Origin of the sequence: Pseudoduganella rivuli (assembly GCF_009674485.1) — a bacterium.
Lineage (GTDB): Bacteria > Pseudomonadota > Gammaproteobacteria > Burkholderiales > Burkholderiaceae_D > Rugamonas > Rugamonas rivuli_B.
The window spans coordinates 56,948-81,893 of record NZ_WKJJ01000018.1 but is presented as its reverse complement, the minus strand read 5'-3'; the positions used below and the strand labels follow the sequence as shown (position 1 = coordinate 81,893).

The window sequence follows — 24,946 nt, the reverse complement described above, 5'->3', positions numbered from 1 at the left end:
AAGGACATTTACACATGCAAAACAGTCTGTTGAAACCACGTATCATCGATGTAGAAACCCTGGGTGCCGGCCACGCGAAAGTCGTGATGGAACCGTTTGAACGTGGCTACGGTCACACCCTGGGCAACGCGCTGCGCCGCGTTCTGCTGTCGTCGATGATCGGCTACGCGCCGACCGAAGTGACCATCGCTGGCGTCGTGCACGAATACTCGTCGCTGGACGGCGTGCAAGAAGACGTGGTTGACCTGCTGCTGAACCTGAAAGGTGTCGTGTTCAAGGTGCACAACCGTGACGCCGTGACGCTGACCCTGAAGAAAGAAGGCGAAGGCGCCGTGCTGGCATCGGACATCGATCTGCCACACGACGTGGAACTGATCAACCCTGACCACGTGATCGCCCACCTGACCGCTGGTGGCAAGCTTGACATGCAGATCAAGGTTGAAAAAGGCCGTGGCTATGTGCCGGGCAACGTTCGCCGCCTGTCGGAAGACACCAACAAAACCATCGGCCGCATCATCCTGGACGCATCGTTCGCCCCTGTGCGCCGCGTATCGTACTCGGTGGAATCGGCCCGTGTGGAACAGCGTACCGACCTGGACAAGCTGATCATCAACATCGAAACCAACGGCGTGATCACGCCGGAAGAAGCGATCCGCCAGTCGGCCCGCGTGCTGGTTGACCAGTTGAACGTGTTCGCTGCCCTGGAAGGCACGGAAGCCGCCGCCGAAGCGCCAAGCCGCGCTCCGCTGGTCGATCCGATCCTGCTGCGTCCAGTGGACGACCTGGAACTGACCGTCCGTTCCGCAAACTGCCTGAAAGCAGAAAACATCTACTACATCGGCGACCTGATCCAGCGTTCGGAAAACGAACTGCTGAAGACCCCGAACCTGGGCCGCAAGTCGCTGAACGAGATCAAGGAAGTGCTGGCTTCCCGCGGCCTGACCCTGGGCATGAAGCTGGAAAACTGGCCGCCTGCTGGACTGGAGAAGTAATCCGTTTTGTAGCACCCGCCTGGGGCATGTCGCCCCGGGCGTTTTTACTTGTAACCGGTCCGCGCCCTCGTGCAAACGTTGGCGATCGAAGAACTCGGATTTAAACACCTCGAAAGGAAATACCATGCGTCACCGTCACGGCCTCCGTAAACTGAACCGTACCTCGTCCCACCGTCTGGCAATGCTGCGCAACATGACTGTTTCGCTGCTGCGTCACGAAGCGATCAAAACCACGCTGCCAAAAGCTAAAGAACTGCGCCGCGTTGTTGAGCCGATCCTGACCCTGGGCAAGACCGACACCCTGGCTAACAAGCGTCTGGCATTCTCCCGTCTGCGTGACCGCGAAATCGTGCAAAAACTGTTCTCGGAACTGGGCCCACGCTTCGCAAACCGCAACGGCGGCTACCTGCGCATCCTGAAAATGGGTTTCCGCGTTGGCGACAACGCTCCGATGGCTTTCGTTGAACTGCTGGACCGTCCAGAAATCACCGAAGCTGTTGAAGTGACCGGCGAAGAGTAATCTTTGCCAGCACAATGAAAAGCCGGGCTTGCCCGGCTTTTTTTTCGCCCCGGAATTGGGAACTAGTCGGTATTTTGGGGCCTGGCCCCTTTAGTACTATCGTTCGATAGACGGCCGATAGCTGTAAGACGTTATTTGCCGCGCGGGGCGCCTTTGAATTCGGAGCCCGCTTTCCACTGCGGCCACGCCTTGCCCTGTGCGATGTCATAGCCGACCTGGAACAGCAGCTGGATATCCTGCACGCCGCCGCTGAAATCCCAGTCGCTGCGCACGTCGTCCGAGACCTTGTGATAATCGTGCGCGACGTAGTGGTCGACCACCTGGCGCGCATAATCGGCCGGCTTGCCGATGTAATTGCTGCGCGCTTTCGTGTACAGCGCCGGCACGCCCACGCGGGCGAATTCCAGCTGGTCGGCGCGGTACACACTGCCCAGTTCCGGCCGGGAATCCGGCTCCACCTTGCGCCCCTGCATGGTGGCATACTTGGCCAGCAATTCATCCATCGTCGTATGGCCTGACGTGACGTTTTCAATTTGCGCGGTTTTGCCCCACGCATTGATGCCATCGATATTGATGTTGGCCAGCGTCTTGTTCAGCGGATAAAGCGGATTTTTCGCGTAATACTTCGCGCCCAGCAGTCCCCGTTCTTCCGCCGTCGTGGCGACAAACAAAATCGACCGCCTCGGCGCCTTCGGCAGCGCCTTGTACGCTTTCGCCAGCTCCAGCAATGCGCTGGTGCCGGACGCGTTATCGAGCGCGCCATGGTAAATCTGGCGCGTGCGCGGGCCGGGCAGCTTGTCATCGATGCCGAAGTGGTCCCAGTGCGCCGTGTAGACGATGTATTCGTTCTTCAGCCTGGGATCGGAACCTTCGATCTTTGCCACCACGTTATGCGATTGCACCGTGCGCGCCTGGTTGTCGACCTGGAACGATGCCGTGCCGTTCAGCGCCACCGGCTTGAAGTCCTTTTTCAGCGCCGCCTGCTTCAGCGTGTCGAAGTCATACCCGGCGGCCGCCAGCATATCCTTCGCGCGGTCCAGGTGGATCCAGGCCGGCACCGTCGGCGCATCGGGATCGGGGCCATCGCGCAGCAGGCTGAAGTTTTCGCCCGTGCCGCCGGTTTTCACCACTTCCCACGGATACGCAGCAGGCTTGGTTTCGTGAATGATGACGGCCGCCGCCGCGCCCAGTTTCGCGGCGATTTCATATTTGTACGTCCAGCGGCCGTAATACGACATGGCCGAACCCTTGAACATGGATTTGTCCAGTTGCGCCGGGTCGGCGGGATCGGGAATGGCCGGATCGTTAATCAGCATCAGCAAGGTCTTGCCCCGCACGTCGATTCCCTTGTAATCGTCCCACCCATATTCCGGCGCCTGCACGCCATAGCCGACGAATACGATTTCCGACGACGGGATCGCCACCTGCGTTTGCGCCGCCGTGGAATGCGCCACGTAATCGTCGGGGAAGCGCAGCGGCACCGTCTTGCCGGCAATCGTGTAGCTGAACGCGGGCGATGGTGTCAGCCCCCGCATCGGCACTTGCTGCACATAGCTGCCGTCCGGGTTTCCCGGCTTTAAGCCCAATTGTTTGAATTGCTGTTCAAGGTAGGCGATGGTCTTGCGTTCGCCGCCGGAGCCGGGCGAGCGGCCTTCGAAATCGTCGGACGCCAGCACCTTGATGTTGGCCAGCAAGCCTTGTTCGGAAATCGCTTTCAGCGCGGCAGCGGGCGCCTGGGCGCCGGCGTGGCTTGCCGCCAGCGACAGCAGGGGAATCAAAGGAAAGAGAGCGATGCGGTTGGCTGCCATGTCGGATCCCATAAGGTGATGAAGCTTATGAGTTTCGCACACTTTGTCCCCGCCAAAGACCGGTGTACCATTACCCGTTGCACCGTCATACTGAAAGCAGTCATGTTCCACACCTTCATTCGCTTGCTGGCCGCGTTGTTCCTGTTGGCGGCCGGCGCCGTCCACGCTGAAGACGAATTCCTCGACCCCGCAGTCGCCTTCAAATTCTCCGCCCGCATGGTGGACGGCAAGACTGCCGCCGTCACCTTTGATATCGCGGACGGCTATTACATGTACCGCGAACGTTTCGCCTTCAAGGCCGATGGCGCGACCCTGGGCCAGCCGCAGATCCCGCCCGGCAAGGTCAAATTCGATGAAACCTTCAACAAGGAAGTGGAAACGTACCGCCACCAGGTCACCATCAAGGTGCCGGTCGACGGCGCCGGCCCGTTCACGCTGACGGTGACGGGCCAGGGCTGTTCCGACAAAGGCTTGTGCTATTCGCCGCAGGATGCGACGGCAAAATTGACCGCCAGCGGCGGCACCGCGGTGGCCGGCAACGCCGGCGCCGCGCCCGCCGCGGCATCGGCCGCGCCGGAACAGCAAAGCGATCTGGGCCGCATTGAATCCGCATTGAAGGGCGGCCGCCTGCTGGTGATCCTGCCGCTGTTCGCCCTGCTGGGCCTGGGCCTGTCGTTCACGCCGTGCGTGTTGCCGATGGTGCCGATCCTGTCGTCCATCGTCGTGGGCGATGGCGCGCAGGCAAGCCGCTCGCGGGGCTTGCTGCTGTCGTCGACGTATTCGCTGGGCATGGCCATTGTCTACACGGCGCTGGGCGTGGCGGCGGGGCTGGCGGGCGAAGGGCTGGCCGCCGCGCTGCAAAATCCGTGGGTGCTGGGCGCCTTCGGCTTGCTGATGGCGGTTCTTGCACTATCCATGTTCGGCTTGTATGAATTGCAGGTGCCGGCCGCGCTGCAAAGCAAATTGAGCGCCGCGTCGAACCGCCAGTCCGGCGGCCGCCTGGCGGGCGTTTTCATCATGGGCGCGATTTCCGCGCTGATCGTGGGCCCGTGCGTGGCCGCGCCGCTGGCCGGTGCGCTGGTCTACATCAGCCAGACGCGCGACGTCGTCATCGGCGGCGGCGCCCTGTTTGCCATGGCGGTGGGCATGAGCGTGCCGCTGCTGCTGGTGGGCGTGTCGGCCGGCGCTTTGCTGCCCCGCGCCGGCAAGTGGATGGAACACGTGAAGCGCTTCTTTGGCGTGCTGTTGCTGGGTGTGGCGCTGTGGCTGGTGTCGCCGGTGCTGCCGGCGGCGGTGGCGATGGCGGGCTTTGCCTTCCTGGGCCTGTTGTACGGCATGTATCTGCTGGCCCGTTCCGGCCGCGTCGGCAAGCTGGTATCGCTGGTATTCCTGGCGCTGGGCGCGGTGCAACTGGTGGGCTTGGCGACCGGCGGGCGCGACGTGCTGGCGCCGCTGGCGCACCTGGGCAAAGGCGGCGCCGCGCACGGCCTGCAATTCACGCGCATCAAGACGGTGGCGCAACTGGACGCGGCGCTGGCGAAAACCGGTGGCAGGACCGCGCTGCTGGATTTTTATGCGGACTGGTGCGTGTCGTGCAAGGAAATGGAAAAGCTGACGTTTGTGAAGCCGGAAGTGCAGGCGCGCCTGGCGAACACTGTGCTGCTGCAAGTGGATGTGACGGCCAATGATGCGGATGACAAGGCGATGCTGAAGCGCTTCAAGCTGTTCGGGCCGCCCGGCATCATCCTGTTCGATACGCAGGGCCGGGAAATCCCCGACGCCCGCGTGGTGGGTTTCCAGGACGCGCAGAAATTCATGCAATCGCTGGAAAAGTTGAAGTAAACAGCAACGTGACGCCTCCTTGCCCTGGCAGGCAAGGAGGCGTTGTCATTACATGGCGCCGCCGTGATGCATCATCATGCGGTGGCCCATGCGGCCGGCCATATGGTGGTGCATCCTGGCTGCTTCCGCATCGAAGGTCTTTTGCTGCTCCGGCGTCAGCTGCGCATAAAACACCTTCGTGGCGGCCACGCGGGTTTCCATCTTGGCCAGGTGCTGCTTCGCCATGGCCAGGTGCTGGTCCAGGCGCTCCGGCGTCGTCATCGACGCGGCGGCTGCGTGGTCTACTGGCGTTGTCGGCAACGTTGGCGTAACGGCAGCAACGAAGGTTTTCCACGCCGGTTCCTGTGCGGCCGTCAGCTTCAGCTTGTCATGCAGGGCAGCCTGGTGCTTGGCCACCATTTCAGCAAACTTCGCCTGGTGTTCCGCCATTTTTGCGGCGCGCTCTTCCTGGCTCAGCGCATGGCCGTGGCGGCCGGTGGTGGCGGGATCGGCGGCATAGGTGGAACCGGCAGCGCCCAGGCCCAGCAGGGCAACCATTACAGCTTTGGCAATCGTGGTTTTCATGATGTGTCCTTTCAGTGGGGTGCAGGTCAATGCTCTGCACATGAGACCATCTTGGCACCCGGCTGTTTCCCTTCCGTGTCCCTTGCCGGAGCTTTTGTATCAAACTGTTTCGGTGTTGCTGCCAGTTTCCTCCGATATACAAGACGATACAATCGCTCATTGGCTATCGCTCCCTGAACTAAGGATAATTGAGGCATGGAACCGATTTCTACCATTCTGATCGTCGATGACGACCGCGATATCCGTACCCTGCTGGCCGATTATCTGGAAGGCAACGGTTACCGCACGCAATGTGCGGCGGACGGCGCCGGCATGTGGAAGCAACTGGAAGAAGCCCGTCCCGATTTGATCGTGCTGGACTTGAACATGCCGGGCGAAGATGGCCTGACGCTGTGCCGCAAACTGCGCGCCACGTCGTCGCTGCCCGTGATCATGCTGACGGCCCGCAGCGAACCGCTGGACCGGATCCTGGGCCTGGAAATGGGCGCCGACGATTATTTGCCCAAGCCGTTCGAACCGCGCGAATTGCTGGCGCGCATACGCAGCGTGCTGCGCCGCAGCCATGCGATGCCATCAAACACCGGTTCGGACAAGGTGCAGAAGATGCGCTTCTCGAACTGGACGCTGGACCTGACGGCGCGCCACCTGGTAAACCCGGACGGCATCGTGATCATGCTGTCCGGCGCGGAATTCCGGCTGCTGAAAGTGTTCCTGGAGCACCCGAACCGCGTGCTGAACCGCGACCAGCTGCTGAACCTGACGCAGGGCCGCGATGCGGACCCGTTCGACCGCTCGATCGATATCCAGATCAGCCGCCTGCGCCAGAAACTGGGCGAAGATGCGCGCGTACCGCAAATCATCAAGACCGTGCGTAACGGCGGCTATGTGCTGGCCGGCGCCGTGTCGGTGGAGTCGGCGTGAAAGCATTCTGGATGTCGATGACGGGCAGGGTGTTTGCCGTCCTGCTGCTGGGGATCGTGGCGTCGGCGTCGCTGACCCAGTACCTGGCCGTCATGGAACGCCAGCGCACGGTCGAGCGCTACCGCGATTCGTATGCGCTGGACCGCGCGGAAGAATTGATCGCGATTGCCGCCGTCATCAAGCCGGAAGCGCGCGACATGTACCAGAAGATCGCGGCCAAGGGCGCGATCAAGCTGGAACCGACCCATGACGCGCGCGGCGGCGGTTCCGCGCAAACCGACTTTTCCCGGCAACTGGCCACGCGCCTGGGGCCGGTATACAAGGTGATGCCGGTGGCGGAGCGTCCTGCCGCCTGCGACGAGCCGCGCCAGATCAATTCCATCTTCGGCCCCGCCCAGTGGCGCGGCACGTGCGAAGCCATGGATGTGACGATGCACGACGGCTCCATCATGCGCCTGACCGTGCTGCCGCCGAAATCGCCGCCGCCCACCGGCCAGAATGAAATCGCCACCTTCGTGCCCTTCGCGCTGTCCATCATTGCGCTGGCCTTCCTCGTGACCCGCATGGCGGTGCGCCCATTGAAACAGCTGGCCAAGGCGGCGCGCGACCTGGGCGACGACATCAACCGTCCGCCGCTGGCGTTGCGCGGCGCGGCGGAAATCCGCCAGGCCGCCGCCGCCTTCAACGCGATGCAGGCGCGCATCCGCCAGCACATATTCCAGCGCACGCAAATGCTGGCCGCCATCACCCACGACTTGCAGACGCCGCTGACGCGCATGCGCCTGCGGCTGGAAAAAGTCGCCGACACGGATTTGCAGCACAAGCTGCTGGGCGATTTGTCGGCCACGCAGCAAATGGTCAAGGAAGGCCTGGAACTGGCGCGCAGCATGGATAGCACCGAAACCATGCAGGCGCTGGACCTCGATTCGCTGCTCGACAGCGTGTGCGCCGACGCGGCCGACGCGGGCCAGGACGTCACGCTGAAAGGCCGCGCGTCGATGGCGCTGATGGGCCGCCCGATGGCGCTGCGCCGCTGCCTGGTGAACTTGCTGGACAACGCCGTCAAATACGGCCAGGAAGCGGGCGTCACCGTGGAGCGCATGGTGGGCGCGGCCCGCATCCGTATCCGCGACAGCGGCCCCGGCATCGCACCGGACCAGCTGGCGCAAGTGTTCGAACCGTTTTATCGCATTGAAAGTTCCCGCTCGCGCGAATCCGGCGGCACGGGACTGGGGCTGACCATCGCCCGCAACATCGCAGAACAGCACGGCGCCAGCCTGGCGCTGGCCAACCATCCGGATGGCGGGCTGGAAGTCACGCTCGTCGTCCCTGAATACTACGCTGGCAATTAAAGCTAAAGCATAATAATGAAGAAATCCACACTGGTAACCCTGGTGGGCGCGGCGGCCGCGATCGGCGCCGGCGTCTGGTTTTACACCAAGCCTGCGCCGCAGGCGGAAGGCGGCGCTGCAGGTGGCTCCACGCCTGCGCAAGCCCAGGGACAAGGTAAAGGCGGCGGCCAGCAAGGCCCGACTGCCGTCAATGTGGTGGCGCCGCAGCGCCAGGACGTGGCCGTCATGCTGCAGGCCAATGGCATCGTGTCGCCGCTGTCCACCGTCGACCTGCATCCGCAAACCACCAGCACCATCACCAAGGTGCACATCAAGGAAGGCGACTTCGTCAAACAGGGGCAACTGATGTTCTCGCTGGACAGCCGCAGCGACAGCGCCAACGTGGAAAAAGCGCAGGCACAAGTGCAGCGCGACCGCGCCAGCCTGATGGACCTGGAGCGCCAGTACAAGCGCAGCCAGGAACTGCTGTCGCAAAACTTCATCGCGCAAGGCGCGGTCGATACCTTGCGCAGCCAGGTCGAAGCGGCCAAGGCGCTGCTGGCGGCGGACCAGGCGGCTGCCCAGGCTGCGCAGGTGGGCGCCGGCTACAACACGATCCGCGCGCCGCTGACCGGCCGCGTGGGCGCCATCAACGTGTACCCGGGCAGCCTGGTGCAAATGGCAACATCGCTGACCACGGTAACGCAACTGAACCCCATCAACGTGTCGTTCACGTTGCCGGAAAGTGCACTGGGTGCGCTGCTGGCGGCCAAGCAGGCCGGCAAGGTGCCGGTGCAGGTGACGTCCGGTGGCCAGGACTTCCAGGGCCACTTGAGTTTCATCGACAACGCCGTCGATGCGCAATCGGGCGTCATCAAGGTCAAGGCGGAATTCGACAACAGCGCCACGCGCCTGTGGCCGGGCCAGTACGTCAATGCCAAACTCACCGTGCAAACACTGAAAGATGCGCTGGTGGTGCCGCAAAACGCTATCATTACCAATACCCGCGGCACGTTTGTCTATACCGTCGCGGAAGACCAGACGGCCAAAGTCGCCAACATCCAGCGTCTGCATTCATTCGGCCCGTATGCCGCCGTGACGGGCCTGAACGGCGATGAAAAAGTCATTGTCGAAGGCAAGCAAAACCTGCGTCCCGGCGCCAAGGTGAAAATCGCGGAAGCCGCCCCGGAGGGCGGCAAGGGCCGGGGCGACGGCAAGGGCGATGGCAAGGGTGAAAACCTGAGCCGAAAGAAAAAGGATAGTGCGGCATGAACCTGTCCGAACTGTGCATACGCCGCCCCGTGATGGTGGTGTTGCTGTCGCTGAGCCTGATCCTGGCCGGCGTACTGGCGTATTCCCGCATCCCCGTGGCGGCGCTGCCCAGCTATAACACCCCCGTCATCAACGTCAGCGCGGACTTGCCCGGCGCCAGCCCGGACACCATGGCCTCGTCCGTGGCGCTGCCGCTGGAAAAACAGTTTTCCACCATTGCCGGCGTAGCCCTGATCACGTCCACCAGCACCTTGGGCAACACGTCGCTGACCCTGGAGTTCGACCCCAGCATCAATGTCAACGAAGCGGCGGTCGACGTGCAGGCCGCGTTGCTGCGTGCGCAACGCTCGCTGCCGCAGGAAATGACCGACATCCCGTCGTACCGCAAGGTCAATCCGGCCGACGCGCCGGTGCTGTTCATGGCCATGACGTCGCCGTCGCTGTCGTTGTCGGAATTGAATGATTATGCGGAAAACCTGATTGCCCCCAGCCTGTCCACCTTGCCCGGCGTGGCGCAGGTGACGGTCAATGGCCAGAAGCGTTTTGCCGTGCGCATCCGCGCCAAGGCCGACTTGCTGAACGCCCGCAACATGACCTTGGATGAACTGGCGGCCGCCATCAAATCCGCCAACGCCAATACGCCGCTGGGTATCCTGGACGGTCCGAACCAGATCTTGACCATCCAGGGCAATGCGCAATTGATGAAGGCGGCGGATTTCGCCGACCTGATCGTCGCCACCCGCAACGGCCAGCCGGTGCGCCTGAAGGAAGTGGCGACTGTCGAAGATTCGTACCAGTCGATCAAGGCGGCCGGCAGCTACAACGGCGAACGGTCGATCGTGCTGCAGGTGCAGCGCCAGCCGGACGCCAATACCGTGCAAGTGGTCGATGGCGTGCGCGGCCTGCTGCCGCGCTTCCAGGCGCAATTGCCGCAATCGGTGAAAATCAGCCTGGTCAACGACCGCTCCGTATCGATCCGCGAAGCGATCCACGACGTCAACCTGACGCTGGCGCTGACGGTGGCACTGGTGGTGCTGGTGATTTTCCTGTTCCTGCGCAAGGCCGCCGCCACCTTCATTCCCGGCATCACGATGCCGATCTCGCTGCTGGGCGCGCTGGCGCTGCTGTACGCGCTGGGTTATAGCCTCGACAACGTTTCGCTGCTGGGGATTACGCTGGCCGTGGGCCTGGTGGTCGATGACGCCATCGTGGTGCTGGAAAATATCGTGCGCCACCTGGAAATGGGCAAGAAGCCGATGCAGGCGGCGCTGGCTGGTTCCCGTGAAATGGGCTTCACGATTATTTCGATTTCCATTTCGCTGGTGGCCGTGTTCATCCCGATCTTCTTCATGCCGGGCGTGATCGGCTTGCTGTTCCACGAATTTGCCGTCGTCGTGGGCTTGTCCGTGCTGGTGTCGGCCGTGGTGTCGCTGACGTTGGTGCCGATGCTGTCGTCGCGCCTGTTGTCACACGAAGATGCGCACCATGAACAGGCCGGCGGCTTTATCGGCCGCTGGTTCGAAGCGGGCTTCACCCGCCTGCGCAACGGCTATGCCAGCACGCTCGATGTCGCGCTGCGGCACCGCGGCGTGGTGCTGGCGATTGCCATCGGCACCTTTGCCCTGACGATCTGGATGTACATCGATATCCCGAAAGGCTTCTTCCCGGAAGAAGACCTGGGCCAGATCCAGGCCACGACGGAAGCGGCCGAAGATATTTCGTCCGCCGCCATGCTGGAATTGCAGACCCGGGTGGTGGAAGTGGCGCGCAATAATCCGAACGTCAAGGATGTCACGTCGTTTGTCGGCGGCTCCAACACGGGCCGCATGTTCCTTGTGCTGAAACCGCGCGGCGAACGGGCCAAGATGCCGCAAGTGCTGGACAGCCTGCGCAAATCGCTGCGCCAGGTGCCGGGCATGAACGTCTACCTGCGCCCCACGCAAAACCTGCAGCTGGGCGGCCGTCCGTCGAAGAGCCGCTACCAGTACACACTGCAATCGGTGAGCCCGGATGCGCTGAGCGACTGGGCCGGCAAGTTCCAGGAACGCATGCGCAGCGATCCGGACTTCCGCGACGTGACCAGTGATTCGCAAAACAAGGGCTTGCAGGCGTCACTCCGGATCGACCGCGACAAGGCCAATAACCTGGGCGTGGAAATGGCCGCCATCCGCAGCGCGCTGTACCTGGCGTTCGGTGAGCGCCAGGTGTCGACGATTTATTCGTCGGCCGCCAGTTACTTCGTGATCCTGGAAGCGGCCACGGAAGACCGCCAGTTCGACGATGCGCTGACCAGGATTTCCGTGCGTAACAAGGCAGGCCAGCTGGTGCAACTGTCCAGCTTTGCGGCGGTGGAGCGTACGGTGGGCCCGACGGCCGTCAACCACCAGGGCCAGCTGCAAGCCATCACGATTTCGTTCAACCTGGCCCCGGATGTGCCGCTGGGTACCGCCACGGCGAAGATCGGCAAAATGGGCGTGGAAATGGGCTTGCCGGCCTCCATCATCACCAATTACGGTGGCGACGCGGCCGTGTTCCAGAGTTCGCAGGGCAGCCAGCTGGTGCTGATCGTTGCCGCGCTGGGCGTGATTTACGTGCTGCTGGGTGTCTTGTACGAAAGCTATATCCACCCGCTGACCATCCTGGCCGGCTTGCCATCGGCGGCCGTGGGCGCGCTGCTGACGTTGCGCCTGTTCGGGTTGGACCTGACGATGATCGCCATCATCGGCATCCTGATGCTGATCGGTATCGTGAAGAAAAACGCCATCATGATGATCGACTTCGCGCTGGAAGCGCAGCGTACGCGCGGCATGGCGCCTGCCGATGCGATTCGCGACGCGTGCATCCTGCGCTTCCGCCCGATCATGATGACGACTCTGGCGGCATTGATGGGCGCGCTGCCGATCGCTTTGGGCCTGGGCGCCGGCGCGGAATTGCGCCAGCCGCTGGGCCTGGCGGTGGTGGGCGGCCTGATCTTCTCGCAAGTCATTACGCTGTACATCACGCCGGTGATTTACCTGTACCTGGACAAGTACAGCGGCACGGGGCCGATGACGGATGAACAACTGACGGAAGAGGCGCCGGCGGCACATGGCGTGGTGGAACTGAAATCCGTGAAGGCTGTTGCGGCGCCGAATTAGTCACCAGGCCAGCGCTTTTGCTATCATACGACGGGCCGGATTGTTACCGGCCCGTTTTTCTTTTTAGCAAAGGCTTTTATTGCTGATGTGATACATACGGTTACATCCGTCAAGACCGAGTTTAGGTAAGCTGGCGGCTCGCTCTCCCGATATCCGAGTTCCGATTTCCCGTTAGACGCAGTGCAGAAAGTCCGTCATCTTGTTCCAGACCAGCCCTTCCCACGCGGACGATCACCACGCGGACGCGCATGCTGCAGACGCTCACGCTGAGTATTGCCACGCTTGCGGCCAGAAATTGCCGGAGCGCAATGCCGGGTATTGGGGGCCGAAAAAGCACAACCGCGTCGGCGTCGGCATTTCCACTGCACTGCACGTGGCCTTGCTGGCGTACGTGCTGTTCTCGCCCAGCACCCACATCATCCTGAAACCGCCGGCGAAAGAAGGGGAAATGGTGTGGGTCGCGCCGCTGGCGCAGAAGCCCACGCCGAAACCCGAAAAACCCGCCAAGCCGGAACCGAAGAAGCCGGAACCCGTGCGCGAACAGCGCGTGGCGAAAGCCATTTCCAAGCCGGCCCCGGCCGCGCCGCGCCAGGAAGTCTACGTACCGCCCGTGCAATCGCCAATGCAGACCATCACGCCGGTGCAGGAAGTCGACATGCAGGCGCGCGTGGAAGCGGCCCGCAAGCGCCGCGCCCAGGACAATCCGCAACCGCAACAGGCCGAACCGGAAGAATCCGAAGCCCAGCGCGCCGCCCGCGTGGCGCGCGCCAACATCATGGGCGCCCAGGGCCGCAACGCGGCCGGCGAGCGCGATGAAACCGGCGGCGTGTTCCAGGTGTTGAACCGCACGTCGCTCAGCGCGGACTTCAAATTCCGTGGCTGGAATACCAACTTCAAGCGCCAGTGGCTGCAGCAATACCACGTGGAAGTGGGCGCCGATCCGGACATTGAAACCGCCGTCGTGCGCAAGATGATCGATGTGATCCGCAAGGAAAAGCAGGGCGAATTCGAATGGGATTCGCAGCGCCTGGGACGCACCGTGAAGATGAATGCCTCGAAGCCATACCAAGCGGAGCTGGAAGCTTTCCTGCTGAAGGAAATCTTCCCGGAATACCGCCGCGCACGCGGATAACGCGAAAATAATGATGTTGTAGTTGTGGCCTTTTTCTGGCCATAACTACATTACAGCAATGTTCTGCCGCTATAATCGCCCAAATTTTCCGCACTGAACTTTGCTTAACCATCCTGAACGATGAACATCACCCTGATTTCTTTTGTCGTGCTCTATCTGCTGGGCACGCTGGCGCTGGGCATGTGGGCCGGTACCCGCATCAAGAACACGACTGACTTCGCTGTCGCGGGCCGCAGCCTGCCGCTGATCATGGTCGTCACCACCACGTTTGCCACGTGGTTTGGCGCGGAAACCGTGATGGGCATCCCCGCGAAATTCGTGCAGGGTGGCTTGAATGCCCTGGTGGAAGATCCGTTCGGCGCCGGCACCTGCCTGATCCTGGTCGGCATGTTCTTTGCCGCCAAACTGTACAAGCTGAACTTGCTGACGATCGGCGACTTTTATCGCCAGCGCTATGGCAAGGGCATCGAAGTGTTTTGCTCGGTTGCCATCATTTTGAGTTACCTGGGCTGGGTGGCCGCGCAAATCACGGCGCTGGGCCTGGTGTTTTCCGTGCTGACTAATGGCGCCATGTCGGAAACGGCGGGCATGATCGTCGGCACCTTGGCCGTGCTGATTTATGTCGTGGTGGGCGGTTTCCTGGCCGTGGCCTGGACCGACTTCATCCAGATGATCGTGCTGGTGCTGGGCCTGGGCGTGATTGCCGTGTTTTCCGCCGACCTGGCGGGCGGCGCCGGCACGGTGATTTCCATGGCCAACGAACGCAACCTGTGGAAGTTCCTGCCGGAGCCAAGCTTCACGGAAATGGCCATGTTCATCGGCGCGGCCGTCACGATGATGTTCGGCAGTATTCCCCAGCAGGACGTGTTCCAGCGCGTGATGTCGGCCAAGGATTCCAACACGGCCCGTACCGGCGCCATGATCGGCGGCGCCAGTTATATCCTGTTTGCATTCGTGCCGATGTTTATCGTGGCGTGCGCCGTCATCGTCATGGGCGAGCAGGGCATGGAAATGGCGAAAAGCGATTACCAGCGCCTGTTGCCGACCTTCGTGCTGACCAAGATGCCGCTGGTGATGCAAATCCTGTTCTTTGGCGCGCTGCTGTCGGCCATCAAGAGCACGTCGTCCGCGACCCTGCTGGCGCCATCGACCAGTTTCGTGGAAAACATCCTGAAAAACCTGCGCCCTGAAATGGGCGACAAGCAGCAACTGCTGGCCATGCGCACGTCGATCGTCGTGTTTGCCGCGCTGGTGCTGTCGTATGCGATTGCCATGAAGGGCACGCCGATTTACGACATGGTGTCGTCCGCGTACCAGGTCACGCTGGTGGGCGCGTTCGTGCCGCTGGTGATGGGCCTGTACTGGAAGCGTGCCACCACGCAGGGCGCGATCCTGTCGCTGGGCGCCGGTATCGCCACGTGGATTATTTACTTCCCGCAGATTTCCACCTTGGGTGAGCATTTCCCGGGCCAACTGGCCGGGCTGCTGGCGGCGTTCGCCGGCATGATCGCGGGTTCGCTGGCGCCGCAGGTGCTGCGCAACCGCAGCGATGCCAAGAGCCATGTAAAAGGCATGGCTTGATCAGTATGCATGGCGGGTTCGTAGAACCCGCCCTACGGGTTTGGCGTCACGGTGCTACGGCTTTACTGGCCCTTCAGCTTGCGCGCAATGTCCAGCGCAAAGTACGTCAGTACGCCATCGGCGCCGGCGCGCTTGAAGGCCATCATGGATTCCATCATGACCTTGTCGTGGTCGAGCCAGCCGTTTTGCGCGGCGGCTTTCAGCATCGCGTATTCGCCCGACACCTGGTAAGCGAAAGTCGGCACCTTGAATTCATCCTTCACGCGGCGCACGATGTCCAGGTACGGCATGCCCGGTTTCACCATCACCATGTCGGCGCCTTCGGCGATGTCCAGCGCCACTTCGCGCAGCGCTTCGTCGGTATTGGCCGGGTCCATCTGGTACGTGTTCTTGTCGGCCTTGCCCAGCGCGGCGGCCGAACCGACGGCGTCGCGGAACGGGCCGTAGAAGGCCGACGCATACTTGGCCGAATACGCCATGATGCGGGTGTGGATCAAGCCCTTGTTTTCCAGCGCTTCGCGGATGGCGCCGATGCGGCCATCCATCATGTCGGACGGGCCGACGATGTCGACGCCGCATTCGGCCTGCGTCAGCGCCTGGCGCACCAGCATTTCCGTGGTTTCGTCGTTAAGGATCGACCCCTTGTCATCGACGGTGCCATCCTGGCCGTGGCTGGTGTACGGGTCCAGGGCCACGTCGGTCATGATGCCCAGTTCCGGGAAATTCTTTTTCAGCTCGCGCACGGCGCGGGGAATCAAGCCTTCCGGATTGGTGGCTTCCACGCCATCGTTGGTTTTCAGCGCGGGATCGATGTTCGGGAACAGCGACAAGACCGGGATGCCCAGCGCCACGCATTCTTCCGCCACCTTCATCAGCAAATCCACCGACACGCGCTCCACGCCCGGCATGGTCAGCACCGGCTCGCGGCGGTTCGCGCCGTCCAGGATGAAGACCGGGTAGATCAGGTCGCCCGCGGTGATGACGTTTTCACGCATCATGGCGCGCGAGAAGGGATCGCGGCGCATGCGGCGCATGCGGATGGCTGGGAAGTTGCTGTTGCTTGGCATTGAGGCTCCTCAGTGGGTTAATTCAGGCGTCGTCGTCCGGCGTATCGATCGCGTCGACTTGCGCGGCGGCCGCATCGTCATCGAGGCCGGCCAGTTCCGTGATCTTGGCCGTGGCTTCGTCGATGCCGATGCGCTTGAGTGCGGAAAACAGTTGCACGGTGAAGGGGAAACCTTCGCCGTCTTCGTCGACATAGCTGTCCAGCCGGGCCTTGGCCTGGCGCAGCGCGTTGGTGGCGTCGTTGCGGGTCAGCTTGTCAACCTTGGTCAGGATGCAATGGATCGGTTTGCCGGTCGGGGCGAACCACTCCAGCATTTGCACGTCCAGGTCCGTGAACGGGCGGCGCGAATCCATGATGAGGATCAGGGCGGCCAGTTGCTCGCGCTGCTGCACGTAGTCGCCCAGCAGGCGCTGCCAGTACAGCTTGGTGTCGCCGGACACTTCCGCGTAGCCATAGCCGGGCAAGTCCACGATCATGCAGCGGATTTCATCGACCTTGGTTTCATCCTTGCGGTGCATGGCCACGTGGGCGCCGCCGATCGAGAAGAAGTTGATGTGCTGCGTGCGGCCCGGCGTTTTCGATGCGAACGCCAGCCCTTTCTGGTTGCACAGGGTGTTGATGGTGGTCGACTTGCCGGCGTTGGAGCGGCCGGCAAAGGCGATTTCAGGCACCGTCGTCTTGGGCAGGTCGCGCAAATGATTGACGGTAGTAAAGAAGCGGGCTTGCCAGAGTTTGGACATGGGATGGGCAGAAATGCAACAAAGGAAGGTATAACGCGGAAAAGCTATTGTACAATAAGGGGTTACGAATTGTTGTTATGCATAAAAGCAATAAGCGGCGTGTTGGTGAATCGCCGTTGAAAAAAGCAATCCAACCATTTTTTTCACTTGTCTCAGGGTGTTTGAATGAATCGTGCGTTTTCCGTGAAGTCCTTGCTTGTTGCAGTTCTTGCCATTTCGGGCGCCGCTTCGGCTGCCGAACATGCCGCAGCACCGGCGAAAGCCGATGCGGCCAAAGGCGCCACCCTGTACGCCGATGGCGATAACGCACGCGGCTTGCCAGCCTGCGTTTCGTGCCACGGCGCCTCCGGCAATTCCACCATTGCCGCCAATCCTAAACTGTCCGGCCAGCCGGAAGCGTACCTGTACAAACAGCTGGTGAATTTCACCACCCCGGCACGCAATAACGCCGTCATGACGACGTACGCAAAAATGCTGTCGGAAGACGAGAAAAAGAATATCGCTGCCTACCTGTCGACGCAGGCGTCCAAACCCGGCGCCGCCAAGAACAAGGACACGATCGAACTGGGCAAAAAGATTTACCGCGGCGGTATCGCCGAGAAAAACGTGCCGGCCTGCGCATCGTGCCACGGCCCTGCGGGCGGCGGCTTGCCAGCGCTGTATCCGCGCCTGGCTGGCCAGCACCAGGATTACACCACGGCGCAGCTGACCGCTTTCCGTGGCGAAGGCCGTAAAAACAGCGCGGAAATGAGCGTCATTGCCAAGCGCCTGTCCGACGATGAAATCAAGGCGGTTTCGGACTACGTGGCCGGCCTGAAATAATTCCGGCGCAGGTCCCATCAAAAAAGCGGTTTCCGGCAACGGGGCCGCTTTTTTTGTTTTAAGGCCGCCTTAAGTACTTTAGCGGGGAGTGGATATCAATGCTATTCTCCGCGGGGCACCCTGGCCGCCGTTTAATTTGAGATAGTTTTCCGCATGAGCACCACCAGCACCGCCGGTATTACCCTGAAAACCCGCCGCCCGGCATTCAATCACTTCATCGAACTGTTGTCGTCGATGCGTTTCGCCATCGCCGTCCTGGTGGTGATCGCCATTGCCGCCGTGATCGGCACGGTGATGCAGCAAAACCAGCCGATGGGCAATTACGTCAACCAGTTCGGTCCATTCTGGTTCGAAGTGTTCGACAAGCTGGGCCTGTATTCCGTGTATTCCGCGTGGTGGTTCCTGCTGCTGATGGGCACGCTGGTGACGTCGACGTCGCTGTGCATCATCCGCAATACGCCGAAAATGCTGCGCGACATGCGTTCGTGGCGCGAACAGGTGCGCGAGCAATCGCTGCTGAATTTCCACGACAAGGCCGACTGGAATTCGCCGCTGCCGCGCGCGGCGCTGGCGCAGCAGATGCTGCAACGCCTGGGCCACGCGGGCTACCAGGCCAAACTGGTGGAAAAAGAACATGCCACGCTGGTGACGGCCAAGCGGGGCGCCGGCAACAAGTTCGGCTACATGTTTGCGCACGCGGCCATCGTGATTATCTGCATCGGCGGCTTGCTGGATTCCGATATCCCGATCCGCATGCAGGAGTGGTTCCTCGGCAAGAAGCCGTTTGGCGGCAGTGGGCTGATCGCGAAGATTCCTGCGGAACACCGTCTCAGCACGGCCAATCCCACGTTCCGCGCCAATACCGCGATTCCTGAAGGCCAGGCCAGCAACACGGCCATCATTCCCCGCGCCGACGGCGTGCTGATCCAGGAATTGCCGTTCACCATCGAGCTGAAAAAGTTCAACATCGATTTCTACAGCACGGGCATGCCGAAGCTGTTTGCCAGCGAAGTGGAAGTGCGCGACCACGAAACGGGTGAAAAGGTCCACGCCGTCATCGAAGTCAACAAGCCGCTGATCTACAAGGGCCTGGCGGTATACCAGTCCAGCTTTGAAGATGGCGGCACCAAGTTGAAATTGAAGGGTTACCCGATGACGGGCGCGAGCGCGGACGCGTTCGACTTTACCGGCGACGTCGGCGGTTCGACCAAACTCAGCGACGACTACACTGTGGAGTGGTCGGGCTTCCGTCCGTTCAACGTGGAAAACACGGCGACGCAAGATGCGCGCGCCGTCACCAAGGGCGACAAGCTGGAAGACAGCTTTGCCCGTGGCCTCGACAAGCAACTGGGTTCCGCCGCGAAAAACGCCAACAACAAGGATTTGAAAAATGTCGGCCCCAGCGTGCAATACAAATTGCGCGACAAGGCTGGCCAGGCGCGTGAATTCCAGAATTACATGCAGCCTGTGAACCTGGAAGGCGTGTCGGTCTTCCTGGCCGGCGTGCGAGTGAACCCGAACGACCCATTCAGCTATTTACGGATCCCGGCCGACGATAACCACACGGTGGGGGAATGGATGCGCATCCGCGCCGCGCTGCAGCAGCCGGACTTGCGCGCCTTGGCGGCGGAACGCTATGCGCGCCGCGCCATGCCGGCGGCGGGCGGGCAGGCGGGCAATTCCGATGCGTTGCGCGTGCAGTTGCAGGAATCCGCGCTGCGCGGCCTGACCTTGTTTGCCGGCGACGGCAAGGGCGGTGCGCAAGCCGGTTTCATGGCGATTTCGCGCTTCCTGGAAAAAGTGCCGGAAGCCGAGCAGGGCAAGGCTGCCGATATTTTCATGAAGATCCTGAACGGCAGCATGTGGGAACTGTGGCAGGCGGCACGTGAAAAAGCCGGTGTGGCGCCGGTGGCCAGCGATGAAGTCCATGGCCGCTTCCTGCAACTGGCCACCAATGCGCTGTCCGACAGTTTCCTGTACGGCGCACCGGTGTTCCTGCAACTGGACGACTATACGGAAGTGAAGGCGTCCGTGTTCCAGGTCACCAAGTCGCCGGGCAAGTCCGTCGTGTACCTGGGCTGCCTGTTCCTCGTGCTGGGCGTGTTCGCGATGTTTTATATCCGCGAACGGCGGCTGTGGATCTGGATTAAAGACCAGGGTGACGGTAACAGCCATGCGTTGATGGCGATGAGTACGCAGCGCAAAACCCTGGATTTCCATAAGGAATTCGAGGAATTGAAGCAAAAGCTGCCGCAACCGGCGTAAGCTGGTGTGTGAACAGCGGTTTGGAGACAGAAAGATGGACATTACACAGAACAACGTTGCGGCGCAGACTTATACGCAGGCGCCCGGTTACTTCAAACGCCAGGGCCCCCTGGACTGGCTGTTTGCCGCCGTGCTGGTGGCCGGCGCGCTGTTTGCGCTGAACCGCTACAGCGCGTTCATGGACATGTATGAAAAAGCCATCCTGGTGGCGTCGGCGCCCGTGTTTGCCGCGCTGGGCTGGCACTGGAAACCCGTGCGCTGGCTGATGCCGCTGACGTTCCTGCTGGCGCTGGGCGCCGTGGGCATGTATGGCGGCACGCTGGACGCGGCGAACCAGAAATTCTGGCTCAAGTACATGTTGTCGAGCCAGTCCGCGATCCTGTGGATGAGCACGTGCTTCTTCCTGTCGACGATGTTTTACTGGATCGGCATGGCGGCCCGCTCCACGATGGGCTTCACGGTCGGTTCCAAGCTGTGCTGGGCGGCGCTGATCCTGGGCTGGACCGGCATGCTGGTGCGCTGGTACGAGTCGTACCTGATCGGCGCGGACGTGGGCCACATTCCCGTGTCGAACCTGTATGAAGTGTTCATCCTGTTCTCGCTGATCACGGCCATGTTTTACCTGTATTACGAACAGCGCTACGCGACCCGCCAACTGGGCGCGTTCGTGCTGCTGGTGATTTCCGCCGCGGTCGGCTTCCTGCTGTGGTACACCGTGTCGCGCGACGCGGCCGACATCCAGCCGCTGGTGCCGGCGCTGCAAAGCTGGTGGATGAAAATCCACGTGCCGGCCAACTTCATCGGTTACGGCACGTTTGCGCTGGCGTCGATGGTGGCGTGGGCTTACCTGCTCAAATACGAAAAAATCCGCACGCTGTGGCTGGCGCTGGTGGTGGCGCCGATCGCGCTGATGGCGCTGGCGTGGGGCGTGACCTTTGCTGTCGGCGCAGGCGAAGCCGTCGTGAAAGGCATGGTCAACGCGACCCGCTTTGCCGGCACGCTGGCCGTGCTGTTTGCCATCACGAACCTGATGCGCGACCGCCTGGCGGACCGCTTGCCGGCCGGCGACGTGCTGGAAGACGTGATGTACAAGGCGATTTCCGCCGGTTTCGCCTTCTTTACCATCGCCACCATCCTGGGGGCGCTGTGGGCGGCGGAAGCGTGGGGCGGCTACTGGTCGTGGGACCCGAAAGAAACGTGGGCGCTGATCGTGTGGCTGAACTATGCGGCATGGCTGCACATGCGGCTGATGTCCGGCCTGCGCGGCAAGGTGTCCGCATGGTGGGCGCTGGTGGGCTTGCTGGTCACCACGTTTGCCTTCCTGGGCGTGAACATGTTCCTGTCCGGCCTGCACTCGTACGGCAAACTGTAACGCGATGGCGCCGTCGTGAATTGTTAATATGGCTTTCAGAAAAGAGGTGTAAGGTTCCGGGGAATTGTCCGACGAATCTCAGAACCCGCCTCTTTCTGGAGCAGCCATGTTGATCAAACGTAGTCCCAACGGCATCGATCTGCCGTTCCCCTCGGAAATCACCCCGCGCGAGATCTACGAATCGCGCCGCACCTTTATCCGGCAATTGGCGGTCGGCACCATTGCCGGCGGTTCTTTGCTGGAAATGGCCAACCGCGAAGCGTTCGCGCAAGGTCCCGCCCGCGCCAAATTGCCGGGCAAAGCCAATCCCGCCTATATCGCGCTGGATAAAATCACCGCGTACAAGGACGCGACGACCTACAACAATTTCTACGAATTCGGCACGGACAAGAGCGATCCGGCTGAAAACGCGCACACGCTGATTCCCCGCCCGTGGACCGTGTCCATCGAAGGCGAAGTCAAAAAGCCGATGACGCTCGACCTCGACCAGTTATTGAAACTGGCGCCGCTGGAAGAGCGTATCTACCGCTTGCGCTGCGTGGAAGGGTGGTCGATGGTGATTCCGTGGACGGGCTATTCGCTGTCCGAGTTGATCAAGAAAGTCGAACCGACCGGCAATGCGAAATACGTGGAATTCGTGTCGCTGGCGGACCGCAAGCAAATGCCCGGCGTGGGCAGCCGCGTGCTGAACTGGCCGTACACGGAAGGCTTGCGCATGGATGAAGCCATGCACCCGCTGGCGCTGCTGACCCTGGGCATGTATGGCGAGGTGTTGCCGAACCAGAATGGCGCGCCGGTGCGCATCGTGCTGCCGTGGAAGTATGGCTTTAAATCCGCGAAATCCATCGTGAAAATCCGCTTCGTCAAAGACCAGCCCCGCACGGCGTGGAACGTGGCGGCGCCGTCCGAATATGGTTTTTATTCGAACGTGAACCCGGAAGTCGACCATCCGCGCTGGTCGCAGGCGGCCGAGCGCCGCATCGGCGAAGACGGGTTCCTCGCGAAAAAGCGCAAGACGCTGATGTTCAATGGATATAACGACGTGGCGCCGTTGTACGCCGGCATGGATTTGAAGCGGTACTGCTGATGAACATCGCCAATCCCGGAGCGCGCCAGGTCACGGCCATCAAGGCGGCCGTGTTTGCGCTGGCGCTGCTGCCGTTTTTCAAGCTGGTGTGGCTGGTGGCCAATGACCGCCTGGTCGAGCCGCTGCAATACATCACGCGCGCCACGGGCGACTGGACCCTGTACTTCCTGTGCATCACGCTGGCCGTGACGCCGCTGCGCCGGCTGTCGAAGTGGAACTGGGTGCTGAAACTGCGGCGCATGCTGGGCTTGTACGCCTTCTTTTACGCGCTGCTGCACTTCACGACGTTCCTGTGGTTCGACCACTTCTTCGATGTGCAGGAAATGCTGAAGGATGTGGTGAAACGGCCGTTCATCACGGTGGGCTTCATTGCATTCGTGCTGCTGATTCCGCTGGCCGCCACCAGCACCAACGGCATGGTGCGCCGCCTGGGCGGCAAGCGGTGGCAATGGCTGCACAAGGCGATTTACGTGATCGCGCCGCTGGGCATCTTGCACTTCTGGTGGATGAAGGCGGCTAAGCATGATTTTTCACAGCCGATCCTGTTTGGGCTGATCGTGCTGGCGCTGCTGGGGGTGCGGGTGGTGTGGGCGCGCAGCAAGGCGACCGTGAGGTCGCCCATTGCCGGCTAAGGGTGCTTATTTAATGACGGATTCCAGCGCGAACAGGTCGGCCGGATTTTCACGCTGGCGCACCACGTGCACTTGCTTGCCGTCGACGATCACTTCCGCCGCGCGGCCACGGGTGTTGTAGTTGGACGCCATCGTCATGCCATAGGCGCCGGCTGTTTTCATGGCCAGCAAATCGCCCGCTTCCACCGCCAGTGCGCGGTCGCGCGCCAGCCAGTCGCCGGATTCACAGACCGGGCCCACGACGTCGAACGTGGCGATCGGGGCATTGGTCAGCGCCACGGGTTGCATGTCCATCCACGCCTGATATAAGGCGGGGCGGGCCATATCATTCATAGCTGCGTCGACGATGCAGAAGTTCTTTTCTTCGCCGTGCTTGAGGAATTCCACGCGGGTCACCAGCACGCCCGTGTTGCCCACGATGGAGCGGCCCGGCTCGAAGCACACTTTGATGGCTTTACCGCCGTGGCGTTCGTTGCGCCACGCATCGATGCGGGTAAACACGCGGCCCAGGTAGTCGCCAACCGGAACCGGCGCGCTGTCTTCCTCGTCGCCGTAGTCGATGCCCAGGCCGCCGCCCAGGTCCAGGTGGTGCAAGTGGATGCCTTCGGCGTCGAGCTGGTCGATCAGCTCGATCAGGCGGTCCAGTGCTTCCAGCAGCGGTGCGTCGTCCAGCAATTGCGAACCGATGTGGCAATCGATACCGGCCACGTCCAGGTGCGGCAGTTTGGCCGCGGTGCGGTAGGTGTCCAGCGCATCCGTGTACGCCACGCCGAACTTGTTGGCTTTCAGGCCGGTGGCGATGTACGGGTGGGTCTTGGCGTCGACGTTCGGGTTCACGCGCAGCGATACGCGGGCTTTCTTGCCCATGCTGCCGGCCACGTCGTTCAGGCGGTGCAGTTCAGGGATCGATTCCACGTTGAAGCACAGGATGTCGTGCTCCAGCGCCAGGCGCATTTCCGCCACGGTCTTGCCCACGCCCGAGAAAATCACTTTGCCTGCATCGCCACCGGCCGCGATCACGCGCAGCAATTCGCCGCCGGACACGATGTCGAAGCCCGCGCCGCGTTGCGCCAGCAGGTTCAGCACGGCCAGGTTGGAATTGGCTTTCATCGCATAGCACACCAGCGCGTCACGGCCGGCGCAGGCATTCTGGTACGAATCGAAATTGGCCAGCAACTGGGCCTTGGAGTAGACATAGGTCGGAGTGCCGTATTGCTCGGCGATGGCGGCCAGGGACACGCCTTCGGCGTGCAGCACGCCGTCCTGGTAAGTAAATTGCGACATTATTGTTGGGATGCGGGAGGAGTGGAAGGTACCGGAGCGGAAGGGGGCGCTACGCCGGGTTTGCCCTGGGTATTGGCAGAGGCTGGCTTGGCCGGCTGTTTTGGTAAGTACAGCGGGCCGGTCTGGCCGCAGCCCGCCAGCAGGGCGGACAAGCAGGCCACCGCAGAGATGTGCAGCGCTAAAGTGGACTTCACGATTAAAATCAGGGTTTGACAGAAGATCTTGGAGTGTAGCATGACCGAATCAGAATTTTTGGACGCCGCGGACGCCACCCTGGCCGCCATCGAGCGCGCGCTGGACCGCTTGTATGAGCAAGACATGGTGGACGTCGAGTGCAGCCGCAGCGGCAACGTGCTGGAAATCGAGTTTTGCGACAACGGTTCCAAGGTCATCGTCAACAGCCAGGCAGCCATGCAGGAAATCTGGGTCGCGGCCCGTTCCGGCGGTTTCCACTACAAGCGGGTCGATGGCAAGTGGCTCGATACCCGGACCGGCAAGGAATTGTTCCAGGCGTTGTCGGACATTACGACGGAGCAGGGCGGGGCGCCTGTCGTCGTCAGCGAAGTCAGTCCTTGACT

Annotated in this window: 21 protein-coding genes; 15 read left to right on the top strand and 6 right to left on the bottom strand. The window is 61.8% G+C overall.

What is annotated here, in order from left to right:
- Positions 1-14 precede the first annotated feature (14 nt).
- Positions 15-992: a DNA-directed RNA polymerase subunit alpha gene (locus GJ700_RS25545; protein WP_154379297.1), complete on the top strand. Its 978-nt coding sequence runs from the start codon at positions 15-17 to the stop codon at positions 990-992.
- 124 nt (positions 993-1,116) lie between these two features.
- The gene (rplQ, locus tag GJ700_RS25540) at positions 1,117-1,512 is read left to right on the top strand and encodes a 50S ribosomal protein L17 (protein ID WP_154379295.1); all 396 of its coding nucleotides are present in this window, start codon (positions 1,117-1,119) and stop codon (positions 1,510-1,512) included.
- Between the two features lie 131 nt (positions 1,513-1,643).
- Here rplQ and GJ700_RS25535 read toward each other — a convergent pair whose 3' ends face one another.
- Positions 1,644-3,320, bottom strand: coding sequence for a M28 family peptidase (locus GJ700_RS25535; protein WP_154379292.1), 1,677 nt, complete (start codon positions 3,318-3,320; stop codon positions 1,644-1,646).
- Between the two features lie 102 nt (positions 3,321-3,422).
- Between GJ700_RS25535 and dsbD the strand changes: the two genes are divergently transcribed.
- Positions 3,423-5,162, top strand: a complete 1,740-nt coding sequence (dsbD, locus tag GJ700_RS25530; RefSeq protein ID WP_154379290.1) for a protein-disulfide reductase DsbD — start codon at positions 3,423-3,425, stop codon at positions 5,160-5,162.
- Positions 5,163-5,210: 48 nt separating this feature from the next.
- Here the strand turns inward: dsbD and GJ700_RS25525 are convergent, their stop codons facing one another.
- Positions 5,211-5,726: a Spy/CpxP family protein refolding chaperone gene (locus tag GJ700_RS25525; RefSeq protein WP_229507245.1), complete on the bottom strand. Its 516-nt coding sequence runs from the start codon at positions 5,724-5,726 to the stop codon at positions 5,211-5,213.
- Positions 5,727-5,921: 195 nt separating this feature from the next.
- Between GJ700_RS25525 and GJ700_RS25520 the strand changes: the two genes are divergently transcribed.
- The 6 genes from GJ700_RS25520 to GJ700_RS25495 all read left to right on the top strand — a co-directional run bounded on the left by GJ700_RS25520 (position 5,922) and on the right by GJ700_RS25495 (position 15,100).
- A complete protein-coding gene (locus tag GJ700_RS25520; protein WP_154379288.1) occupies positions 5,922-6,647 on the top strand; it encodes a response regulator in 726 nt (241 codons plus the stop codon).
- Positions 6,644-7,999 carry a sensor histidine kinase gene (locus tag GJ700_RS25515; RefSeq protein WP_371868122.1) on the top strand — a complete coding sequence of 452 codons (1,356 nt, stop codon included), beginning with the start codon at positions 6,644-6,646 and terminating at the stop codon, positions 7,997-7,999. Before GJ700_RS25520 ends, GJ700_RS25515 begins: the two co-directional genes overlap by 4 nt.
- Before the next feature lie 15 nt (positions 8,000-8,014).
- The gene (locus GJ700_RS25510; RefSeq protein WP_154379286.1) at positions 8,015-9,250 is read left to right on the top strand and encodes an efflux RND transporter periplasmic adaptor subunit; all 1,236 of its coding nucleotides are present in this window, start codon (positions 8,015-8,017) and stop codon (positions 9,248-9,250) included.
- On the top strand, positions 9,247-12,387 hold the full coding sequence (locus GJ700_RS25505; protein WP_154379284.1) for an efflux RND transporter permease subunit: 3,141 nt from the start codon (positions 9,247-9,249) through the stop codon (positions 12,385-12,387). The genes GJ700_RS25510 and GJ700_RS25505 overlap by 4 nt, the downstream gene beginning before the upstream one ends.
- A 199-nt stretch (positions 12,388-12,586) precedes the next feature.
- Positions 12,587-13,519 carry a hypothetical protein gene (locus GJ700_RS25500; RefSeq protein WP_154379282.1) on the top strand — a complete coding sequence of 311 codons (933 nt, stop codon included), beginning with the start codon at positions 12,587-12,589 and terminating at the stop codon, positions 13,517-13,519.
- 120 nt (positions 13,520-13,639) lie between these two features.
- On the top strand, positions 13,640-15,100 hold the full coding sequence (locus tag GJ700_RS25495) for a high affinity choline transporter 1 (RefSeq protein WP_154379280.1): 1,461 nt from the start codon (positions 13,640-13,642) through the stop codon (positions 15,098-15,100).
- Between the two features lie 62 nt (positions 15,101-15,162).
- Here the strand turns inward: GJ700_RS25495 and hemB are convergent, their stop codons facing one another.
- Positions 15,163-16,167 (bottom strand): porphobilinogen synthase, encoded by a 1,005-nt coding sequence (gene hemB / locus GJ700_RS25490; protein WP_154379278.1) that lies wholly within the window; start codon positions 16,165-16,167, stop codon positions 15,163-15,165.
- A gap of 22 nt (positions 16,168-16,189) precedes the next feature.
- The gene (gene yihA / locus GJ700_RS25485) at positions 16,190-16,906 is read right to left on the bottom strand and encodes a ribosome biogenesis GTP-binding protein YihA/YsxC (protein ID WP_154379276.1); all 717 of its coding nucleotides are present in this window, start codon (positions 16,904-16,906) and stop codon (positions 16,190-16,192) included.
- A 165-nt stretch (positions 16,907-17,071) separates the two neighbouring features.
- On the opposite strand from yihA, the gene GJ700_RS25480 reads away from it, so the two are divergent.
- The 5 genes from GJ700_RS25480 (at position 17,072) to msrQ (ending at position 23,084) form a co-directional block, all read left to right on the top strand.
- The gene (locus GJ700_RS25480; RefSeq protein WP_154379274.1) at positions 17,072-17,728 is read left to right on the top strand and encodes a c-type cytochrome; all 657 of its coding nucleotides are present in this window, start codon (positions 17,072-17,074) and stop codon (positions 17,726-17,728) included.
- Positions 17,729-17,881: 153 nt separating this feature from the next.
- Positions 17,882-19,993: a cytochrome c biogenesis protein ResB gene (locus tag GJ700_RS25475; RefSeq protein ID WP_154379272.1), complete on the top strand. Its 2,112-nt coding sequence runs from the start codon at positions 17,882-17,884 to the stop codon at positions 19,991-19,993.
- 34 nt (positions 19,994-20,027) lie between these two features.
- The gene (gene ccsB / locus GJ700_RS25470; RefSeq protein WP_154379270.1) at positions 20,028-21,365 is read left to right on the top strand and encodes a c-type cytochrome biogenesis protein CcsB; all 1,338 of its coding nucleotides are present in this window, start codon (positions 20,028-20,030) and stop codon (positions 21,363-21,365) included.
- 106 nt (positions 21,366-21,471) lie between these two features.
- On the top strand, positions 21,472-22,452 hold the full coding sequence (msrP, locus tag GJ700_RS25465) for a protein-methionine-sulfoxide reductase catalytic subunit MsrP (protein WP_154379268.1): 981 nt from the start codon (positions 21,472-21,474) through the stop codon (positions 22,450-22,452).
- On the top strand, positions 22,452-23,084 hold the full coding sequence (msrQ, locus tag GJ700_RS25460; RefSeq protein WP_154379267.1) for a protein-methionine-sulfoxide reductase heme-binding subunit MsrQ: 633 nt from the start codon (positions 22,452-22,454) through the stop codon (positions 23,082-23,084). The genes msrP and msrQ overlap by 1 nt, the downstream gene beginning before the upstream one ends.
- Positions 23,085-23,090: 6 nt before the next feature.
- Here msrQ and lysA read toward each other — a convergent pair whose 3' ends face one another.
- Positions 23,091-24,368: a diaminopimelate decarboxylase gene (gene lysA / locus GJ700_RS25455; RefSeq protein WP_154379265.1), complete on the bottom strand. Its 1,278-nt coding sequence runs from the start codon at positions 24,366-24,368 to the stop codon at positions 23,091-23,093.
- The gene (gene lptM, locus GJ700_RS25450; RefSeq protein WP_154379263.1) at positions 24,368-24,604 is read right to left on the bottom strand and encodes an LPS translocon maturation chaperone LptM; all 237 of its coding nucleotides are present in this window, start codon (positions 24,602-24,604) and stop codon (positions 24,368-24,370) included. Before lptM ends, lysA begins: the two co-directional genes overlap by 1 nt.
- Between lptM and cyaY the strand changes: the two genes are divergently transcribed.
- Positions 24,603-24,944: an iron donor protein CyaY gene (cyaY, locus tag GJ700_RS25445; protein WP_154379261.1), complete on the top strand. Its 342-nt coding sequence runs from the start codon at positions 24,603-24,605 to the stop codon at positions 24,942-24,944. The two genes, lptM and cyaY, sit on opposite strands and share 2 nt — an antisense overlap.
- Positions 24,945-24,946 lie beyond the last annotated feature (2 nt).

Excerpts from the sequence above, each read along its gene's own strand:
- msrP (WP_154379268.1), top strand. The coding sequence starts at position 21,472 with ATGTTGATCAAACGTAGTCCCAACGGCATCGATCTGCCGTTCCCCTCG.
- GJ700_RS25545 (WP_154379297.1), top strand. The coding sequence starts at position 15 with ATGCAAAACAGTCTGTTGAAACCACGTATCATCGATGTAGAAACCCTG.
- cyaY (WP_154379261.1), top strand. The coding sequence starts at position 24,603 with ATGACCGAATCAGAATTTTTGGACGCCGCGGACGCCACCCTGGCCGCC.
- GJ700_RS25505 (WP_154379284.1), top strand. The coding sequence starts at position 9,247 with ATGAACCTGTCCGAACTGTGCATACGCCGCCCCGTGATGGTGGTGTTG.
- GJ700_RS25475 (WP_154379272.1), top strand. The coding sequence starts at position 17,882 with ATGAGCACCACCAGCACCGCCGGTATTACCCTGAAAACCCGCCGCCCG.
- ccsB (WP_154379270.1), top strand. The coding sequence starts at position 20,028 with ATGGACATTACACAGAACAACGTTGCGGCGCAGACTTATACGCAGGCG.
- yihA (WP_154379276.1), bottom strand. The coding sequence starts at position 16,906 with ATGTCCAAACTCTGGCAAGCCCGCTTCTTTACTACCGTCAATCATTTG.
- rplQ (WP_154379295.1), top strand. The coding sequence starts at position 1,117 with ATGCGTCACCGTCACGGCCTCCGTAAACTGAACCGTACCTCGTCCCAC.
- lysA (WP_154379265.1), bottom strand. The coding sequence starts at position 24,368 with ATGTCGCAATTTACTTACCAGGACGGCGTGCTGCACGCCGAAGGCGTG.
- GJ700_RS25510 (WP_154379286.1), top strand. The coding sequence starts at position 8,015 with ATGAAGAAATCCACACTGGTAACCCTGGTGGGCGCGGCGGCCGCGATC.
- msrQ (WP_154379267.1), top strand. The coding sequence starts at position 22,452 with ATGAACATCGCCAATCCCGGAGCGCGCCAGGTCACGGCCATCAAGGCG.
- hemB (WP_154379278.1), bottom strand. The coding sequence starts at position 16,167 with ATGCCAAGCAACAGCAACTTCCCAGCCATCCGCATGCGCCGCATGCGC.
- GJ700_RS25520 (WP_154379288.1), top strand. The coding sequence starts at position 5,922 with ATGGAACCGATTTCTACCATTCTGATCGTCGATGACGACCGCGATATC.
- dsbD (WP_154379290.1), top strand. The coding sequence starts at position 3,423 with ATGTTCCACACCTTCATTCGCTTGCTGGCCGCGTTGTTCCTGTTGGCG.
- GJ700_RS25495 (WP_154379280.1), top strand. The coding sequence starts at position 13,640 with ATGAACATCACCCTGATTTCTTTTGTCGTGCTCTATCTGCTGGGCACG.
- GJ700_RS25535 (WP_154379292.1), bottom strand. The coding sequence starts at position 3,320 with ATGGCAGCCAACCGCATCGCTCTCTTTCCTTTGATTCCCCTGCTGTCG.
- GJ700_RS25480 (WP_154379274.1), top strand. The coding sequence starts at position 17,072 with ATGAATCGTGCGTTTTCCGTGAAGTCCTTGCTTGTTGCAGTTCTTGCC.
- lptM (WP_154379263.1), bottom strand. The coding sequence starts at position 24,604 with ATGCTACACTCCAAGATCTTCTGTCAAACCCTGATTTTAATCGTGAAG.
- GJ700_RS25525 (WP_229507245.1), bottom strand. The coding sequence starts at position 5,726 with ATGAAAACCACGATTGCCAAAGCTGTAATGGTTGCCCTGCTGGGCCTG.